Annotated in this window: 19 protein-coding genes and 1 pseudogene; 15 read left to right on the forward strand and 5 right to left on the reverse strand. The window is 34.5% G+C overall.

The features are described from left to right. Positions 1 to 23 precede the first annotated feature (23 nt). Both ILS93_RS17680 and ILS93_RS17685 read right to left on the reverse strand, forming a co-directional pair. On the reverse strand, positions 24 to 800 hold the full coding sequence (locus tag ILS93_RS17680; RefSeq protein WP_222661015.1) for an alpha/beta fold hydrolase: 777 nt from the start codon (positions 798 to 800) through the stop codon (positions 24 to 26). 122 nt (positions 801 to 922) lie between these two features. Continuing rightward, complete coding sequence (locus tag ILS93_RS17685) at positions 923 to 1,828, reverse strand: DMT family transporter (RefSeq protein ID WP_064476376.1); 906 nt, start codon at positions 1,826 to 1,828, stop codon at positions 923 to 925. A 97-nt stretch (positions 1,829 to 1,925) separates the two neighbouring features. Here ILS93_RS17685 and ILS93_RS17690 point away from each other — a divergent pair, with 97 nt between their 5' ends. The 4 genes from ILS93_RS17690 to ILS93_RS17705 all read left to right on the forward strand — a co-directional run bounded on the left by ILS93_RS17690 (position 1,926) and on the right by ILS93_RS17705 (position 4,728). Continuing rightward, a complete protein-coding gene (locus ILS93_RS17690) occupies positions 1,926 to 2,795 on the forward strand; it encodes a LysR family transcriptional regulator (protein WP_222661017.1) in 870 nt (289 codons plus the stop codon). Between the two features lie 120 nt (positions 2,796 to 2,915). Next, positions 2,916 to 3,347, forward strand: a complete 432-nt coding sequence (locus tag ILS93_RS17695; RefSeq protein WP_064476374.1) for an Rrf2 family transcriptional regulator — start codon at positions 2,916 to 2,918, stop codon at positions 3,345 to 3,347. A 70-nt stretch (positions 3,348 to 3,417) separates the two neighbouring features. After that, positions 3,418 to 4,068 carry a DsbA family oxidoreductase gene (locus ILS93_RS17700; protein WP_000216675.1) on the forward strand — a complete coding sequence of 217 codons (651 nt, stop codon included), beginning with the start codon at positions 3,418 to 3,420 and terminating at the stop codon, positions 4,066 to 4,068. Positions 4,069 to 4,125: 57 nt separating this feature from the next. Continuing rightward, positions 4,126 to 4,728, forward strand: coding sequence for a nitroreductase family protein (locus tag ILS93_RS17705; protein ID WP_064476373.1), 603 nt, complete (start codon positions 4,126 to 4,128; stop codon positions 4,726 to 4,728). Positions 4,729 to 4,879: 151 nt separating this feature from the next. Here ILS93_RS17705 and ILS93_RS17710 read toward each other — a convergent pair whose 3' ends face one another. Then, positions 4,880 to 5,299 carry a GNAT family N-acetyltransferase gene (locus ILS93_RS17710; protein WP_064476372.1) on the reverse strand — a complete coding sequence of 140 codons (420 nt, stop codon included), beginning with the start codon at positions 5,297 to 5,299 and terminating at the stop codon, positions 4,880 to 4,882. A 184-nt stretch (positions 5,300 to 5,483) separates the two neighbouring features. Here ILS93_RS17710 and ILS93_RS28730 point away from each other — a divergent pair, with 184 nt between their 5' ends. From ILS93_RS28730 to ILS93_RS17720, 3 genes are all read left to right on the forward strand, one after another. Next, positions 5,484 to 5,618 carry a hypothetical protein gene (locus ILS93_RS28730; RefSeq protein WP_064476371.1) on the forward strand — a complete coding sequence of 45 codons (135 nt, stop codon included), beginning with the start codon at positions 5,484 to 5,486 and terminating at the stop codon, positions 5,616 to 5,618. Positions 5,619 to 5,723: 105 nt separating this feature from the next. Further along, a complete protein-coding gene (locus ILS93_RS17715; RefSeq protein WP_098102317.1) occupies positions 5,724 to 7,334 on the forward strand; it encodes an amidase family protein in 1,611 nt (536 codons plus the stop codon). 178 nt (positions 7,335 to 7,512) lie between these two features. After that, positions 7,513 to 8,526, forward strand: coding sequence for an AI-2E family transporter (locus tag ILS93_RS17720; protein WP_222661019.1), 1,014 nt, complete (start codon positions 7,513 to 7,515; stop codon positions 8,524 to 8,526). Between the two features lie 86 nt (positions 8,527 to 8,612). Here the strand turns inward: ILS93_RS17720 and ILS93_RS17725 are convergent, their stop codons facing one another. Next, complete coding sequence (locus tag ILS93_RS17725) at positions 8,613 to 9,557, reverse strand: L-lactate dehydrogenase (protein WP_064476369.1); 945 nt, start codon at positions 9,555 to 9,557, stop codon at positions 8,613 to 8,615. A 201-nt stretch (positions 9,558 to 9,758) separates the two neighbouring features. On the opposite strand from ILS93_RS17725, the gene ILS93_RS17730 reads away from it, so the two are divergent. Continuing rightward, on the forward strand, positions 9,759 to 11,195 hold the full coding sequence (locus ILS93_RS17730) for a flavin monoamine oxidase family protein (RefSeq protein ID WP_222661021.1): 1,437 nt from the start codon (positions 9,759 to 9,761) through the stop codon (positions 11,193 to 11,195). Positions 11,196 to 11,298: 103 nt separating this feature from the next. Beyond that, on the forward strand, positions 11,299 to 12,222 hold the full coding sequence (locus tag ILS93_RS17735) for a CobW family GTP-binding protein (protein WP_064476367.1): 924 nt from the start codon (positions 11,299 to 11,301) through the stop codon (positions 12,220 to 12,222). Positions 12,223 to 12,322: 100 nt separating this feature from the next. Here ILS93_RS17735 and ILS93_RS17740 read toward each other — a convergent pair whose 3' ends face one another. Beyond that, positions 12,323 to 13,318, reverse strand: a complete 996-nt coding sequence (locus ILS93_RS17740) for an S-layer homology domain-containing protein (RefSeq protein WP_222661023.1) — start codon at positions 13,316 to 13,318, stop codon at positions 12,323 to 12,325. 233 nt (positions 13,319 to 13,551) lie between these two features. Here ILS93_RS17740 and ILS93_RS17745 point away from each other — a divergent pair. From ILS93_RS17745 to ILS93_RS17770, 6 genes and pseudogenes are all read left to right on the forward strand, one after another. After that, positions 13,552 to 14,001: pseudogene (locus ILS93_RS17745) on the forward strand (3-oxoacyl-[acyl-carrier-protein] synthase III C-terminal domain-containing protein); the annotation flags it as partial. Between the two features lie 181 nt (positions 14,002 to 14,182). Further along, positions 14,183 to 15,400 (forward strand): substrate-binding domain-containing protein, encoded by a 1,218-nt coding sequence (locus ILS93_RS17750; RefSeq protein ID WP_222661025.1) that lies wholly within the window; start codon positions 14,183 to 14,185, stop codon positions 15,398 to 15,400. 90 nt (positions 15,401 to 15,490) lie between these two features. Then, the gene (locus ILS93_RS17755) at positions 15,491 to 16,264 is read left to right on the forward strand and encodes an ABC transporter ATP-binding protein (protein ID WP_222661028.1); all 774 of its coding nucleotides are present in this window, start codon (positions 15,491 to 15,493) and stop codon (positions 16,262 to 16,264) included. Next, complete coding sequence (locus ILS93_RS17760) at positions 16,242 to 16,943, forward strand: branched-chain amino acid ABC transporter ATP-binding protein (RefSeq protein WP_064476363.1); 702 nt, start codon at positions 16,242 to 16,244, stop codon at positions 16,941 to 16,943. The genes ILS93_RS17755 and ILS93_RS17760 overlap by 23 nt, the downstream gene beginning before the upstream one ends. 21 nt (positions 16,944 to 16,964) lie before the next feature. After that, on the forward strand, positions 16,965 to 17,825 hold the full coding sequence (locus ILS93_RS17765) for a branched-chain amino acid ABC transporter permease (RefSeq protein WP_149174105.1): 861 nt from the start codon (positions 16,965 to 16,967) through the stop codon (positions 17,823 to 17,825). 49 nt (positions 17,826 to 17,874) lie between these two features. Then, positions 17,875 to 18,828, forward strand: a complete 954-nt coding sequence (locus ILS93_RS17770; protein ID WP_064476679.1) for a branched-chain amino acid ABC transporter permease — start codon at positions 17,875 to 17,877, stop codon at positions 18,826 to 18,828. The last annotated feature ends 3 nt before the right edge of the window (positions 18,829 to 18,831 follow it).

The following is an 18,831-nucleotide window of genomic DNA, read 5'->3' on the forward strand; positions in this document are numbered from 1 at the left end:
TGAAGTTTATCGATGTCTGGAATTTAATTGACGATTATGAAGTCTTCCGGCAGGATATCATGTTCGAGCCAGTTTTCAATTATAGTATTAAATAGTATGGGATTTGCTAAAGAGATTACATGACCAATTTCAGGAATGATAATACCTGTGCAATTCGTATTATTTTCAAGGATTTCAGTCATTGAGTCCTTCATAATTCTTTTTTCTTTGTCTCCAACAGTTACTAATATATTACTATTAGCATCTTTGAAACTTTTTTGTATTGTAAACGACATATTTTCTTCTAATATCCTTACAAATGTATTTTTGTTTATTTGACAACTGTCATGATAATAGTTATCAAGCTGTGTTTCATCTATGTACATTGATTTTGCTTGTATTTTGGAAAATCTCTTACTCTTTATTAAGAAGTAGGTTAAGCTAAGAGAGCTTATTAATGTTTTAGCGAAAGGAATTGGTTTAACTAATGCGCTATTGACCATAGCATATTGAATTAAGTTTGGTTTCATGCTTAGCATAGCAATTAATACTTGAGCGCCTAATGAAAACCCAATTACTATAACAGTCTTCCCTTGTCCTTTTTCTTCAATTAGTTCTATGATTTTTTCAGCACTAAAGTTTATTGAGAAATGATCTTTACTTCTGTTTTTTCCTTGCTCAGGTAAATCAGGAACAAGGCAGTGAAAGTTAGTAAAATGTTTAATTTGCTTGTCCCACATCCATCCACTGACTCCGCCCCCATGAATAAAAACCATAAGTGAAGAGCTTGAATCTCCAAATTCTTTATACTGTAAAACCATATAATTCCCCCTTATGATTAGAATTGTTAGTTCATCCATGTATAGTAGAAGTAATATTTTTATTACTTAAGTATTATCATACAATAAGAAAGAGCCTACAAATAGTAGGCTCTTTCTTATATTTATTTCACTTCAACTTGCTGCCCTACAGTAAGCGTTTTTGGCTTTATATTTACGAAACAAATACTTACCACAATAAATAATAGTCCGATGAATAAGCTAATAGTAATGGCCTCATGTAAGAAAATTGAACTTACAATAATAGCGATTAATGGAATAAGAAATGTATAAGCCCCAACTTTACTTGCTTCACCAGCTCCAACAAGAGTAAAGTATGCAAGCCATCCCATTGCAATAACAAAGAATGAAATAAAGAGTAGTACGCTAACAAATGGTATACTCCAAGCGATACTAGACCAGCTTTCAAACTCTGAACCAAATCCAATTAAGCAAAGCCCGCCAATAATGAGCTGAAGTGTTACCATCCAAATGGAATTAACGCGGTGCCCAGTCTTCTTAATAAATACTGTTCCAAGTGCCCAGCCAATCGCGCATCCTATCGCGAGAAGGATTCCGATAATAGAAATATGTCCAGTTAAACTACTAGAGCTAATGACACCCACGCCAATAAATCCAAGAACAAGCCCAAAAATTTTTAAGCCGTACATAGATTCTTCAAGCCAAATCCATGAGAAAATGCCGAGTAAAACAGGTTGTAGAAATACAATGGCGGAAAATAACCCAGCGGGCATATATTGAAGGCCTACAGTTTGTAATCCGTAAAATATAATGATGTTAAGTAAAGAAGAAATAACGTATAAATGCCAAGTTTCTTTTAAGTGTAACTCTTTGTATTTCGGTAATGCGAAAAGGAGTAAAATGAATCCTCCAATTAAAGTTCGAACGCCTGCAAATAAAACGGGTGGTGTATAATGCAGGGCAAACTTAGATAAAGGCCAATTGATTCCCCACATGAAAACGAGAAAGGTAAGGATTATGGCCGTCTTAGTTCGAGAAAGCTGTGTCACGGTAAGACCTCCTTGTTGTTATTCATTTCACTATGATATGATATCGACTGTAATAAATAAAATGAATCTTTTTTATGGGGAGTATAAGTGAATAGTTATGACCATTACACAACTGCAAGTATTAATAAAAACTGTTGAGTTAGGTAGTTTTACGAAGGCTGCTCGGGTGTTAAATATGACGCAGCCAGCTGTAAGTCATGCAATTTCAAGTATTGAGTCAGAGTTAGGAGTTATGATTCTTATACGTGATAAACGAAAAGGGCTAATCGTGACGGATGTAGGAAACAGAATTCTTGTGCATATTAGAGAGATTTTGAACGGTGTAGAGAAAATTGAGCAAGAAGTTGCGATGGAGAAAGGACACGAAGTTGGGACGATTCGAATTGGGAGTTTTCCGAGTGCCTCTGCACATTTCTTACCCAAAATGATAAACCTTTTTAAGGAGAAGTATCCGAACTTAGAAGTCGTTCTTTGTGAAGGAACGATTAAAGAAGTTGAAGATTGGTTAGTATCGAGGGTTGTTGATATAGGAATTGTTATTTTGCCTAATAAAGAGATGGAGATTGTCCCATTAACGAAGGGGAAAATGGTTGCTATCTTAAGAGATGATCATCCTCTTTGTAAGAAGGACTCTATTACAATTAGTGATTTAGAGAATGAACCGATCATATTATGTAAGGGTGGATACGAACCACCCATTATTGATATGTTTAAACAAGCAAACGTACCACTTCGGGCTGAGTATGTAATATCAACCGTTACTACAGCTTTAAACATGATTCAAGAAGGGCTAGGTATTGCAATATTAGCCGAATTATCTTTAACGAATTTACCACAGAATGTGCAAACGAGAGAATTGGAACCACAAGTATGGAGAGAAATTGCTTTAGCTGTTCCTTTATTAAAGGATTCCTCAATCGCTGTGCAGCTATTTATTGAAGAATTTCAAGCGCTATTTGCAGAATAAAAAGAGGTGTCTCAAATATCATAATGGGACACTTTTTTATTTGCTTATAAAAAATCTATGAAAAGGATTGACTTATCTTTTCGTTGTAACTATAATGATTACATCAGGGTGGTGATCACGATGAAAATTAGTAGCCGCTTTTCTATAGCTGTTCATATTTTATCTATTTTGAAAAACAATCCATCTTCACTTTGTACTTCAGACTATATAGCTGAAAGTGTAAACACAAATCCAGTAGTCATTCGTAAAATTATGTCGTACTTGAAACAAGCTGGTTTTGTATATGTAAATCGCGGTCCAGGTGGTGCGGGATTATTAAAGGATTTACATGAAATCACATTGTTAGATGTATACTATGCAGTAAATGTAGTCGAAGAAGACAAACTATTTCATATTCACGAGCAACCAAATCCAGATTGTCCAATTGGAGCAAATATTCAAGCGGTGTTAGAAGTTATATTAATACAAGCGCAATCCGCGATGGAAGAAGTTTTGAGAAATATTACGATGGGGCATTTGTTTGAAATTTTGCAAGAAAAAATGAATGCTTAAATCATATTTATATTTTTTTGTTATCAATGTAACTGATTTGATTACAACTATAAAGGTAAGGTGTAAAAGTATGACTGTAAAAATGAAAGTATACTCAGATTTTATATGTCCATTTTGTTTTTTAGCAAAAGGTCCATTAGATGAAGTAGCGAAAGAGAAAGATGTAGAAATTGAATGGATGCCATTTGAATTACGTCCAAGTCCATATTCAAAAATAGATCCATGGAATGAGCCAGAAAAATTAGGCTCATGGGATGCTTTTATTCTTCCAACTGCGAAGAAGTTAGGAATCGATATGCGTTTGCCACGTGTTTCTCCGCATCCATATACACATTTAGCTTTCGAAGGGTGTCAATTTGCGAAAGAACGTGGACTAGGAAATGAGTATCATCACCGCGTATTCACAGCATTTTTCCAAGAAGAGCAAAACATTGAAGATATTGATGTTTTAACAAAATTAGCGGTAGAAGTAGGTCTTCCTGAAGCTGAATTTAAAGATGCGTTAGTAACTCGTAAATATAAAGAAAAGCATCAAGAAGCAATTCAGCATGCATATGATGAAGCGAATATTATGGCTGTTCCAACTGTCATGATTGGAGATGAAGTCATTCAAGGGCTAGCTAGTAAAGAAACGCTACAAAGAGTCATTGATAAAGAAATTGAAAAGGATAAAACAAATTCATTTGAAGGTATGCAATGTAATACAGATGGATATTGCTAATTCGCTTGTTATGAAATAACAAAATAAATTATAAAACAAATATTTGGAGGAATTAAAATGTCAGCAACTACAACAAACTTAAAAGAAGCAATTGTGAACCGTCGTTCTATTCGTAAAGTAACAAAAAACGATGCAATTACGAAAGAAAGAATTGAAGAAGTTTTAAAAACAGCGTTACACGCACCAACATCTTTCAATATGCAAAGTGGTCGTATGGTTGTATTAATGGATGGAGAGCATGAAAAGTTTTGGGATATTGTTAAAGAAACACTAAGAGCTCGCGTACCAGCAGAAAACTTTGAAGCGACTGTAGAAAGATTAAAAGGTTTCCATACAGGTGTTGGGACTGTGTTATTCTTTGAAAATCAAGCAACAGTAGAAAAAATGCAAGAAAATGCACCATTATATAAAGATCAGTTCCCATTCTGGTCTCATCAAGGAAATGCAATGTTACAACATACTGTATGGATGTTATTATCGGCTGAAGGAATTGGTGCATCATTACAACATTACAATCCAATCGTAGATGCTGAAGTGAAAGAAACTTGGAACATTCCAGCAGAGTGGAGTTTAGTAGGACAAATGCCATTTGGTGAGCCAAATGAACAACCAGGAGAAAGAACTTTCTTACCTACTGAAGATGTAGTGAAATTTTATTAAGAAATTTAATGTATAAAAAGTTAAATAAAAGGAGAGTACATATTAGCCATATATGTACTCTCCTTTCGTATGCAATGTTAAACTCTTACTGCAAGAACGATTTCCTTCATATGAATTGAAGTTTTTCCGTACAATTAAAAATCTGTTATGTTTATTGTTTTGTAATGACAGTAAACATCCCCGTCATGTTTGGTGAGTAATCCTTAAAATCAAATTTTTCATAGAACGATTCTTTACCTTGTGATGCAAATAAACCGACAAACGCCTTATCAGGGGCATTCTCATGTAAGTATGCAGCTAAACGATACATGATTTCTTTCCCGATACCATGTTTCTGATAATCTGGATGAACTACTATATCTTGAATATAGAAATAGATAGATCCATCGCCGACAATTCTTCCCATGCCGATAATTTGTTCATTATCTTTGACTGTGATGCAGTGAATAGAATGCTTCAGTGAAGTTTCCGCCACTTCAAAATTCATATAATTAGACCAACCAACAGAATCACACAAATATTTATACTCTTGTAGAGTTGGAATGTTATGTTTAAACTCATATGTATTCAAAATATATCCTCCAAGTCCTTAAATTCAACAAGTATATAAATTCGACATTTTTTTGTCTTTTCCTCTTACGTAATTGCCTTCACCTATTGAGTTTCGTACAGTTTCCTTATTTATATTTGTGTTAATTTATAAGAGTTTAGGGGAAAAATATAAGAAATAATACAGTAGAAAGGGAAGTGGAAAAATGAATGATGAGAAAAAATATACAGTGGTAGGTACTAATGTTGAGGAAGTAAAACGTTTAAATAAAGATTCAGGATTAACGTATAATCAAGTGAAGGAATTATTAGCGAAGCAAATGCAAAAAAGAATGAATTAAATTGAAATTCTTCATTTTTTCATTTAGCATTTTAATAAGAGAGGGTTATAAGGATAACTCTCTTTTTCAATACAATTTAGCAACTTTTAGAGCGGAGGAAACAGCATGAAAAAGTGGGTAAAGATAACGCTGTCAATTGCTGGGGGTATTGTCCTATTGGCATGTGCCGGAGGATATTACGTGTATAAAAATTATTTTCCAAAGGAACCTGAGCGTATCGTATATGATAAAGATAGAGTGTTAAAACCGATACATAATCAGCTGAAAGGAATCAACATAGATAAAGTAAAGATAAAAGAAAAAGAGGTTGTAAATGCGACTGTGAACGAGCTTCAAAAAATGATTGATGATGGAAAATTATCATATGAAGAATTAACGAGTATTTATCTTTTTAGAATACAAGAACATGACCAAAATGGAATATCATTAAATGCTGTTACAGAGATTAATCCAAATGCAATGGAAGAAGCGCGAAAGTTAGATAAAGAAAGGTCTTCAAATAAGAAATCGAACTTATACGGTATGCCGGTTATCGTAAAAGATAATGTACAAACAGAAAAGGTGATGCCGACAAGTGCGGGCACGTATGTGTTAAAAGATTGGATTGCAGATAAAGATGCGACAATCGTGAAGAAGTTGAAAGAAGAAGGTGCTTTTGTTTTAGGGAAAGCGAATATGTCTGAGTGGGCAAATTATTTATCCTTTACAATGCCTAGCGGATATAGCGGGAAAAAAGGACAAAATTTGAATCCATACGGTCCGATTACGTTTGATACATCGGGATCAAGTTCTGGATCTGCTACAGTAGTTGCGGCAGATTTTGCACCACTTGCAATCGGGACGGAAACGACTGGGTCAATTGTAGCACCCGCGACGCAACAATCAGTAGTTGGGTTACGTCCATCACTAGGTATGGTGAGTAGATCTGGCATTATTCCGTTAGCTGAAACACTTGATACAGCAGGGCCGATGGCAAGAACACTGAGGGATGCGGCAACGTTATTTAGCATAATGGTAAGTTATGATGAAAAAGATGCTATGACAGAAAAAATGAAAGATAAAGAAAGAGTTGATTATGCGAAGGATTTATCGATAGATGGATTGAAAGGGAAAAAAATAGGAGTTCTTTTTTCAATAGATCGACAAGATGAAAATAGAAAAGAAGTAGCAGAAAAAATTAGAAAAGACCTTCAAGATGCAGGTGCAATATTGACTGATGATATTCAGTTAAACGCTGAGGGTGTAGATAATCTACAAACATTAGAATATGAGTTCAAACATAATGTTAAGGATTATCTTTCACAGCAAAAAAATGTGCCGGTAAAATCGCTAGAAGAGATTATAGCGTTTAATAAAAAGGATAGTAATAGACGAATAAAATACGGACAAACATTAATTGAGGGATCTGAAAAATCTGCTATAACGAAAGATGAGTTTGAAAAAATAGTGCGATCGAGTCAAGAAAATGCAAGAAAAGAGCTAGATAGATATTTAGTAGAAAAAGGTTTGGATGCTTTAGTTATGATTAACAACGAAGAAGTTCTTCTATCAGCTGTAGCTGGCTATCCAGAATTAGCGGTGCCAGCAGGATATGATAACAATGGAGAGCCGGTAGGTGCAGTGTTTGTCGGGAAGCAATTTGGTGAAAAGGAACTGTTCAATATGGGATATGCGTATGAGCAGCAGTCTAAAAATAGAAAATCACCAAAACTGTAAAAGGATAAACGAAAAATAGAGCTCCACTGAAATATGTTGGTGGGCTAATATGAAAAGAATCTAACAATATAAAAAGAAAAAAAGGATTCTTCTCAATTAGTAAGAAAGATTGTCTATAGAAGTTCATAAAATGTAATATATTCAATTTCCATCCATTGAAGGGGGAGGTTAAATTTTAATGAATGAAGTGAAAAATTTCTTTCGAAGTAGAGGGTTCCAACGGTGTCTCGTTTTAATAATAGTAGCGCTTGTATTATATGGATTAAAAAGTATGATCAATTTAATATTAATTACGTTCATACTGACATTTTTAATGGATCGGTTTCAACGTTTTATTTCAAAGAAATTGAAAGTGAATCGGAAAATTGTTATCGCATGTTTGTATATAATATTAGTTACTTTTATCGGCACAACATTATATAAATATTTACCTGTGCTAACGATACAAATTTCCCAATTGATTTATCAGTTTAGGTTGTTTTTTCAAAATCCACCTGATAATGAAATCATTAAATATGCACTTTCAACAATTAATGGGATGGAAGTATCAAAATATGTAGAACAAGGTGTAGATGTCATATATCAATCGATTGCAAATATAGGAAAAGTCAGTTTGCAAATACTACTTTCTCTTATTTTAAGTTTATTTTTCTTATTAGAAAAAGAACGCATAATATCATTTACTTCGAAATTTAAAGATAGTAGTCTGAAGGTTTTTTATGAGGAGATTGCATATTTTGGTGAAAGGTTTGCAAGATCGTTCGGTAAAGTAATTGAAGCACAGTTTTTAATTGCGGTTGTCAATTGTGTACTCACTGTAATTGCACTTGTGATTTTAGGATTTCCGCAGCTTCTTGTATTGGCCGTCATGGTCTTTCTACTCGGTTTGATTCCAGTTGCTGGTGTTATCATTTCCTTGTTTCCACTTTGTATTATTGCTTATAACGTAGGCGGAGTAATGTACGTTGTATACATACTTGTGTTCATTACAGTAATCCATGCTCTTGAAAGTTATTTTTTAAACCCAAAATTCATGTCTGCGAAAACGAATTTACCAATCTTTTATACATTTATGATTCTCATCTTCTCAGAACATTTCCTTGGAATATGGGGGCTTATTATAGGGATACCAATCTTTATCTTTTTATTAGATGTACTTGATGTAAACAATGAGGAACAGTTTAAAAAATAGGAAAAGATAGAAAATAACTGATGTTTTTAAGGAGCAATCAAAAAAAGCAATCCAAAATAAATTGGATTGCTTTTTTGCATACACGATTACAGAACAGGAGCCATTGTTTCTTTCAAAACTTGAACAGAGTGATCGAATTTTAATTCTTCTTCTTCACTTAATTCCACTTCTAAAATTTCACGAACACCGCCGCGATTTAATACAGCAGGTACACCGATATAAACATCTTTTTGACCATATTGACCTTCTAAGTAAGCTGATACTGTTAATACGCTATTTTCGTCGTTTAAAATCGCCTTTGTAACACGTAGAAGTGACATACCAATACCATAGTAAGTTGCACCTTTTCGCTCAATAATATGGTAAGCTGCGTCACGAACGTTTATGAAGATTTTGTCTAAATCTTCTTGCGTGTATGTGTTGTCTTTATCAAGAAGCGTTTGTAGTTTTTGAATACCAATTGATACGTGACTCCAAACAGGAAGTTCCGTATCACCATGTTCTCCGATAATATAAGCATGAATGTTGTGTGGACCAATATCGAAATACTCACCTAACATATAGCGGAAACGAGCAGAATCAAGAGTTGTACCAGAACCGATTACGCGTTCTTTTGGTAAACCAGATTCTTTCCAAGTTACGTAAGTTAAAATATCGACAGGGTTAGTTGCGATTAAGAAGATACCATCAAATCCGCTATCCATAATACTACGAACGATTTGTTTAAAGATTTTCGCGTTTTTCTCAACTAAATCTAAACGTGTTTCGCCTGGTTTTTGTGGTAATCCAGCCGTAATGACTACAAGGTCAGCATCTTTACAATCTTCGTAGCTACCTTTCCATACTCTAGTTGGAGCTGGTGCAAAAGGAACAGCATGACTTAAATCCATTGCTTCTCCTTCAGCTTTTGCCTCGTTTACATCAACTAAAACAAATTCTTCAGCTACAGCTTGGTTAATCATACAGTAAGCATAACTACATCCAACTGCTCCTGTTCCTACTAATACTACACGGTTAATACCCTTTTTCATTTCAAAATTCCTCGCAATTTCATTGATTTTATTATGTAAGATAATACGTCTTACTTCTATAGATTCATATCTAGTTTATTACATTTTATAAAAGATATTCAAGTTTTTGAAAATGTATCCGTGCAATTTCGTGCACGAAACATAGGAAGTAAGTGAACCGAATATAATGCAATAAAATCCTTTATCGAAGGGGAAAAGGGCATGATGCAGCCATTAACGATGGAAAGAATGCTTCATATTATTAATGTGGGACTCGTAAAAACGAAGAATCCAAAGCAAATTATTATTGCTGGTGCAGGAATTTCAGGATTAGTTGCAGCCTCGTTATTGAAAGAATCAGGGCATAGCATAACAATTTTAGAAGCGAATAACCGAATAGGCGGAAGAATATATACGATCCGTGAACCGTTTAGCAGAGGCTTATATTTTAATGCAGGGCCAATGCGAATTCCTGAAACGCACGAGTTAACTTTAGCTTACATTCGTAAATTTAAATTACCGTTAAATCTTTTTATAAATAAAACCGCTTCAGATATTATTTATACGAATAATATTAAAACGAGATTGAATGTGTTTGAAAAAAATCCAAGTATACTTGGATATCCAATTTTAGAGAACGAAAATGGAAAAACGGCAGAAGAGTTAATGTTAGTAGTATTAGAACCAATACTTAATTTTATAAAAAAAGATCCTAATAAAAACTGGATCATCGTTGAAAAAAAGTATAAAACATATTCACTCGGATCATTTTTAAGTGAGTATTATTCAGATGGAGCAATAGATATGATTGGGGTACTTCTAGATATGGAAGCATATATGGGAATGTCTTTAATTGAAGCATTACGTGAAATGATCTTTTTTACTTCAACGACAAAATATTATGAGATAACGGGCGGAATGGATACATTACCAAATTCATTTTTACCGAAGTTAAAAGATAATATTTTTATGTCTTATAAAGTAGAAAAAATTATACAGGAAGATAATAAAGTGATGATGCAAGTAACAAATGAACAAACGTCACATCCATTTATGGTAACAGGCGACATTGCTATTATCACAATTCCATTTTCAGCGTTACGATTTATAGAAGTTCAGCCATATCATTTATTCTCTTATTTTAAAAGACGAGCAATTCGTGAATTAAATTATATTGCTGCAACTAAAATTGCGATAGAATTTAAAAGTAGATTTTGGGAGAAAGCGAGACAATGTGGTGGAAAATCTATTACAGATTTACCTATACGATTTACATATTATCCGAGTTATGGTATTCATACACAAGGTGCAGCTATCGTTTTAGCGAGTTATACGTGGGCAGATGAGGCGTTAACATGGGATAGTCTCCCGCAAAGAGATCGTATTCGTTACGCATTGAAAAATTTAGCGGAAATATACGGTGACATCGTCTATAGTGAGTTTGTTACTGGAACATCTTTTAGCTGGAGTCAAAATTCATATTCTTGCGGCGCATTTACAGCTTTCGAACCAGGCCAAGAGTTAGAGTTATTTCCGTATATTACGCCGCCAGCTGGCAAAGTACACTTTGCAGGAGAGCATACGACATTAACGCATGGATGGATGCAAGGAGCAATAGAGTCTGGAATTAGAGTTGCTTATGAAGTAAACGAACAGTGAAGATATATTTACAAATCACAATTCTTTTAATAAAATAATAAATATAAATCGTAATTATTACGCTTTGAATACGTTTGAAATAAAGAAATGGATGGTCGATCAAATGAAAAAAGTAGAAATTCATATATTAGGTGGCTTTTTAGGTAGCGGAAAATCAACATTATTACAAAATTTATTGTTAGCGGAGAAAAAGAAGAATAGAAAAGTTGCAGTATTAATGAATGAAATTGGTGAATACTCGGTAGATACGGATATTATTGGAAAAGAGAATGTGTTAAGAGAACTTCTGAAAGGATGTATTTGTTGTACGCTAAAAGAAGAGCTTGAAATACAATTACACTCGTTATATCAGCAAGAAAGACCAGATGTCATTTATATAGAAACGACAGGTGTTGCACATCCAATTGAAGTGTTAGATGCATGTGTATCACCCATTTTAGCACCTTTCTTAGAAGTGAAATCAATTGTAGTCGTTTTAGATGCAGTAAGATGGTTAAATCGAAGAGTATTAAGTGCAAACGTTCAGCAATTACTGCATGAGCAACTGAAGTTTGGTAGCCACATTTTAATTAATAAATCAGATTTACTAACAGATGCGGATAAGAACAAAGTAATTGAAGAAGTGAAAGCAATAAACAATCATGCGAAATTGTTTGAAACAAAATATTGTAATATATCTTTAGAAGACATAGAAGAAGCTGAATTTACGAATGATGGGGAACATGAGACACTACATGTCAAACAGCATTTACATATACAAACGATGACGTATCAATTTACGAAATCGATTGATCAAGATAAATTATACGAATGGCTTTCGAATGTACCAGATAGTATTTATCGCGTAAAAGGATTTGTGAAATTCCATGGAGATAAATACCCGCACCTATTCCAATATTCGTTCGGGGTACCGACTTTATTGGAACAAGACTTCGGTTTCCCAACGAACTTGGTAGTAATAGGAGAAGGGCTAGATAAGAAACAATTGGCTAAAGGATTAGAGAAAGTGGAACTTAATTCTAATTAAGATTAAAGGAGCTGCCCCACAAGTCGTTGAAACCGACTTGTGGGGCAGCCTTTTTATTTCTTATGAGAGCTACTTGTATTCATGTTAAATAGTCACTCTTTTAGTATTTTTGTTTTCCAAGATAAACATTTACACTAGTACTAGAGTCTCTACTAAATTCAATTTTGCGACCATCTAATTTTATTGTTCGAGAGCTTGTAGTAGGATTTTTAATTAGACTATACAGATAATCTGCTTTAGTTGGTAGTAGTGTATTTAGGATTTTTTTCACCGGCTCATTTAATGCAGGATCATCACTATGAATAGACATTCTATATGCGCTGTCATCATAGGGAGAAAAATTAAAATACATAATGCCATCATATGTTCGACCAGTTTTAGTATATACATAGTTATAATCTGTTTTTAAAAATCCAGAATCAATCAGTATATTCTCAATTTCTTTATACTTATCCTCATCTTTCGCAGGAATAGAATCAGGAACAAAATAAGGGTTTACATTAATTGCGTTATACATAAACGTTGCAAATTGTTCTCTTGTTACATTCATTTCTCCGCCGTATCGATAGTTTCCAATTCCTTTTGTAATTCCATTACTATACAATGAACGAACAGAGTCTGTTGCCCAAAATTTATTTGGAACATCATAGAAAAGGTCGTTTGTTTTTACAGGTAGATGAAACGCTTTTTGTAAGATAACAGCCATTTCGTATCGAGTTAATGTATCGTCTGGTCTAAACTTGTCAGTGCTATTGTCCCCTGTCATGAGTCCTTTTTGAGCAACTGCTTTAATATTGTTTTCAAACATATGCCCATGAATATCAGAGAAATGTTTAATTGTAGATCCAGTATTTTCTAATTTTAAGTATCTTGAAATAATCGCAGCTACTTGCCCACGAGTTACATTGTCCCCAAATCCAAATTTTCCGTTGCCATAGCCACTAATGACCTTTTGTTCAGTTAAGTAGTTAATCGAATCTTTAGACCAATGTTCCTTTGGTACATCAATGAAATGTTCAGTTTGTGCATGAGCATTCGTTGCACCAAATAGTGTGGCGGTAATTAAGCCTGTTGCAAGTACATGTTTAAAATTCATTATGATTCCTCCTAAGTATGTAAAACAATATCTTCTCACTTATATCAGTTCCTTTTAAGTGATAATCACTTATCTATTATATTAGAATATTTTGTTTTTGTAAAATATGGATTTACCTTCGTAATGTTGTTTAAATATATGTGGTGTTATAAGAAGGAGGGGAGTGCAAAAAGGTTAACTGACGGGGGCGTTTATTCATTTTGATTAGGGATATGCTATAAAATTCTGATAAATTAACAGATGGTTCATTCCATGACGATGTTCGTATTCCAGCTGGTGGATCGAAGTAGGTTGCGAGCTATGATACAGTTGAGAATCGACAACATTATATTGATGTAATAGATCCTAATAGTATGAAAGAACGTCTAGACCGGGTTTCAATCCCTAATTTTGACAAGGTTATTAGGGAGGCGTTAAGAAAAAGTGGATGTACTCCTAAAGATATTAAAGTATTGTTACCACTGCATACAAAACGTTCCATGTTAATAGAATTGATACAGGGACTAGGGCTAGAAGAAGAACAAGTTGTATATTTAGATCATTATGGACATATGTCAGCGCTTGATCCTTGCATTGGTCTTCACTTTGCAAATGAACAGGGAAAATTACAGGCCGGAGATATTGCAGTAGTAGTTAGTGTCGGGACTGGGTATACATGGGCAGCGACTGTAATTAGGTGGTGAAAAATACTAGATGAATATATGATAAATGGAGGTATTTGGAAAGAGGCGGCGAATGTAAAGGTACTTCATTAAATTTTTCAAACAGCTGTGTTTGTATGATTCAAAGGAAAAGTCATAATTACGGATGGGTAACTTTGGCGTGTTTGACTCTATCAGAAAGTAAAGTATGGGGAGGATCACAATGTCGATAAAAAAACGTAAATGGCTAAGAATGGTGGCTACTGGTTGTGTGTTAGGTTCGTTATTAATAACGGCAGCTTGTTCAGGAAAGAAAACAAGTACTGAGGATGAAAAGACGATTAAGGTAGGGGTTCTTGCTTCATTAACAGGTCCATTAGAATCATATGGAAAACAAACAGTGAATGGATTTGAATTAGGGTTAGACTATGCGACGGATGGAACGGGGAAAGTGGAAGGGAAGAAGATTAAGTTTGTTGTAGAAGATACGGAAACGAAAGCAGAGGTAGCAGTTAAAAAAGCTACGAAATTATTAGAAGAAGAGAAAGTGGATTTTTTAGTCGGATCGTCTAGTTCAAGTGATACATTAGCGGTTTTACCACTAGCTGAAGAATATGAAAAAATAATGGTTGTAGAACCGGCAGTTGCTGATAGTATTACCGGAAAGAATTGGAATAAATATGTTTTTAGAACAGGAAGAAGCTCTTCGCAAGATGCGATTGCAGGAGCAGCTGCAATTGCAAAAAAAGATATAAAGATTGCGACGTTTGCCCCGGATAATGCATTTGGCCGTGAAGGGATTGCAGCGTTTAAAGCTGGAGCGAAGAAATTAGGTGCGAATATTGTAAACGAGCAATATGCAGATACAAATTCGACTGACTTCACTGCAAATATTCAAAATATCATTAGCTCAAAACCAGATTATTTATTTATCGTTTGGGCGGGGGCAAACTCACCTTGGAAACAGTTAAAAGATATGAATGTGGAAGCACAAGGTATTAAAATTTCTACAGGTGCACCAGATATACCGGCATTAAAAACGATGGATGCGTTAGTAGGAATGCAAGGTTTTTCTGTTTATTATCATACACTCCCGAAAAATAAGGTGAATGATTGGTTAGTTGAAGAACATAAAAAACGATTTAATGGTGCGATGCCAGATTTATTTACAGCGGGTGGAATGTCAGCGGCAATTTCTATTGTAGAAGCTTTAAAGAAAACAAAAGGTGATACAGATGTAGATACATTGATTAAGAAAATGGAAGGAATGGAATTTGATACACCGAAAGGAAAGATGAAGTTTAGAGAAAAGGATCACCAAGCGATGCAGACACTGTATTCTATCACATTGAAAAAGCAAGATGGTGTTGACTATCCGGTGCCAGTATTAGAGCGAGAATTAACGATGAAAGAGACAGAACCACCAGTTCAAAATAAATAAACTGAATTTTCCGTTGATTTTGTATAAAGAGGGGGACACCCTCTTTATACGTATTTCTTTTGTACTTAAAGCTTTAAAAGGAGGGATTTCGTGACACATTTGCTAGAAACGAAAAATCTTTGCGTATCTTTTGGCGAGCATCATGTTATTAAAGATGTGAATGTAACAGTACAAAAAGGAAAGCTCATTTCCATTATTGGACCTAATGGTGCAGGAAAGACAACGTTATTTAATTTACTAAGTGGACAAATTTCTCCAACAAAGGGGGAAGTATATTTTAAAGGACGAGAGATTACAAAATTATCAATTTCGGATCGAACTCGATTAGGAATTGGTCGTTCTTTTCAACTTACAAATATATTCCCAGAGTTAACGGTACTTGAAAATGTTCGTTTAAGTGTTCAATCATTTGTGCAAGATTACTATAGTTTTTTTCCGAGTTCGGCAAAATTTAAGCAACAAGTGGGAGAGGCGAGACGTGTCTTAAAAACTGTATTACTTCAGGAAAAAGAACATGTATTAGCGAAAGATTTAGCGCATGGAGAAAAACGAAAGTTAGAGTTTGCAATGTTATTAGCTTTAAAAACAGATGTGTTACTACTTGATGAGCCGACGGCAGGTATATCAGTTGAGGAAGTACCGGCTATTTTACAAGTGATTGAAAATATTAAGAAACATCCAGAGAGTACAATTGTACTAATTGAACACAAAATGGATATGGTACTAGATTTGTCAGACCATCTTATCGTTTTATTCCATGGAGAGCTATTGGCTGAAGGTTTGCCCGAAGAGATTATGAAAGATGAGCGTGTACAAAGTGCTTATTTAGGGGGATTATATAGTGGCACTATTACAAGTGAATAATATAGAGACGTATTTAGATCAGTTTCATATTTTACAAGGCGTATCTCTTGCTGTTGAGAAAGGAACGATTACTGTACTGTTTGGAAGAAATGGGGCAGGGAAGACGACGACATTACGTTCGGTTATGGGATTTCACCATATCGCACATGGTGAAATTTATTATGATAGTACACAAGTAAATGGATTATCTACACATTTAATTTCAAGAAAAGGAATAGGGTATGTACCAGAAAATCAAGGTATTTTTCACGATTTGACAGTAGAAGAAACATTCGCTCTTGCTAGGGGTAAGGGAGAAGAAGCGGAAGAGAAAATTGAGTGGATGCTTGAACTATTTCCAGATTTAAAGCAGTTTTGGCACAAAAAAAGCGGACTATTAAGCGGAGGACAAAAGCAAATGCTAGCAATTTCAAGAGCATTTATTAATAGTGATGGTTTATTACTTATCGATGAGCCGAGTAAAGGCTTGTCCCCTATTATGATAGAAAAATTAATGATAGCCATTTTGAAAATGAAGAAGAAAACAACCGTTTTACTCGTTGAACAAAACTTTATGATGGCTAGTCAAATTGGTGATTACTTTTATATTATGGATAACGGAAAAATTGTTCATAACGGTTTTATGCATGAATTAAAAGAGGATAAGGAAATGTGTCACAAATATTTAGGAATCTCTTAACATGAATCCGAGGTGAGAAGGATGGATGTGTTAATCAATTTATTTGTAAATGGGATTTCAACAGGGATGCTCATTTTTTTATTAGCATCAGGTCTTTCACTGATTTTCGGTTTAATGAGCGTTCTAAACTTCGCACATGGTGGTTTATTTGCCTGGGGAGCGTTTACAGGTGTTTGGCTATTTAATATGACAGGTAGTTATGTATTAGCGTTAATTGGAGCAATTGCTATGGGAATGTTTCTTGGATTCATTTTAGAAAGATTCCTTATTAGACCGGTATATGGAAATCATGTTCGCCAGCTTCTTGTGACGCTTGGAGGAATGCTTGTACTTAGTGAATGTATTAAAGTATTTTGGGGGCCAAATCCAATTGGTGCTAAATTACCGTTATGGTTACAAGGTAGTTATACATTTGAAGGTATTATATTAATTAAATATCGTCTATTCGTAATTTTAATTGGGATCATCATTTATATTGCCTTACTATTATTGCTTAAAAAAACAAAGATAGGTCTAATGATCCGCGCAGGTGTAATGGATAAAGAAATGGTTCAAGCGCTCGGTATTAACGTAAAAGCGATATTTTCTTTCGTCTTTTTATTAGGAGCAGGGATGGCAGCGTTGGGAGGCTTCTTATTAGCGCCGTATTCAGGAGTTATTTTCGCCGAGATGGGTATGCAGTATGCGATTTTAGCTTTCATAGTAGTAATAATTGGAGGATTAGGAAGCGTACAAGGTTCAGCAATCGCATCTTTAATTGTCGGATTAGCTGGTGCTTTTACAGCGTATTTTATGCCGGATTTCTCACTTGCAATCAATATGTTAATGTTACTATTTTTCTTAATCGTGAAGCCAAATGGACTTGTTAGTGAAAAGGGGTGAAATGGTGAACAGCACTTCAAATCGAATTAAAGTATACTTCGGAGTATGTATGCTCATTTGTTTAAGTGTATTTCCATTCGTAAATGATTCACGGAGCTTGTTAATTTTGTTCACTCAAATCTTCATCTTTGCTATTTTTGCAATGAGTTTTGATGTATTGCTTGGATATACAGGAATTGTATCATTCGGTCATTGTATGTTCTTTGGAATAGGGGCATATGGCGTAGCACTTTTATTTGATCGGCAAGGAGTATCCATAACGAACTTTTTAATAGGGCTAGTAGCTGCAATTATCATTTCAGCAATTGTTAGTTATATAATCGGTTTGCTTTCGTTACGACTGAAAAGTCATTTTTATGCAATGTTAACACTTGCTATTTCACAGTTGTTTTTCGTACTTGCTGAAAAATGGCGTGGGCTCACTCACGGAGGGGACGGTTTTACATTTGGTGTACCAGACTTATTCCGTGATCGTTTTACGTTTTATTATGTAACACTTATATGTTTAATTGTCATTTTTATTCTGTTACGTCTTTTCACAAAATCTTCTATCGGAAAAGTATTAAAGGCAATTTCACAAAATGAACAACGTGTTGAAGCATTAGGATATAAAGTTCTTCATTATAAAATTATTGCTAGTATTGTTGCAGGAGTAGTTGCTACGATTAGCGGTGGTTTATTTGTTATCACACTACGCTTTGTTAATACAACTGTATTTTCAATTGAAATGACATTAAATGCATTATTGATGACAATGATTGGAGGCGTTGGAACGTTAATTGGAGCAATTGCTGGAGCTGGAATTATTGAATCACTGAAATATTATTTATCAGAACTAGCTACAGCGTATCCGATTTTTGAACGATGGACGATTATTCTTGGTTTATTGTACATTATCGTCTTGCTAGTTTTCCCGAAAGGATTAGTTGGAACGGTAAAGAGTTTGAAGAATATGAAACGGAATAAGAAGGAGAAAAGTGCAGAAGTGGAGCAAAATGTGTGAAAA

It is taken from the genome of Bacillus sp. 16GRE42, assembly GCF_019837435.1.
GTDB classification, from domain to species: domain Bacteria; phylum Bacillota; class Bacilli; order Bacillales; family Bacillaceae_G; genus Bacillus_A; species Bacillus_A wiedmannii.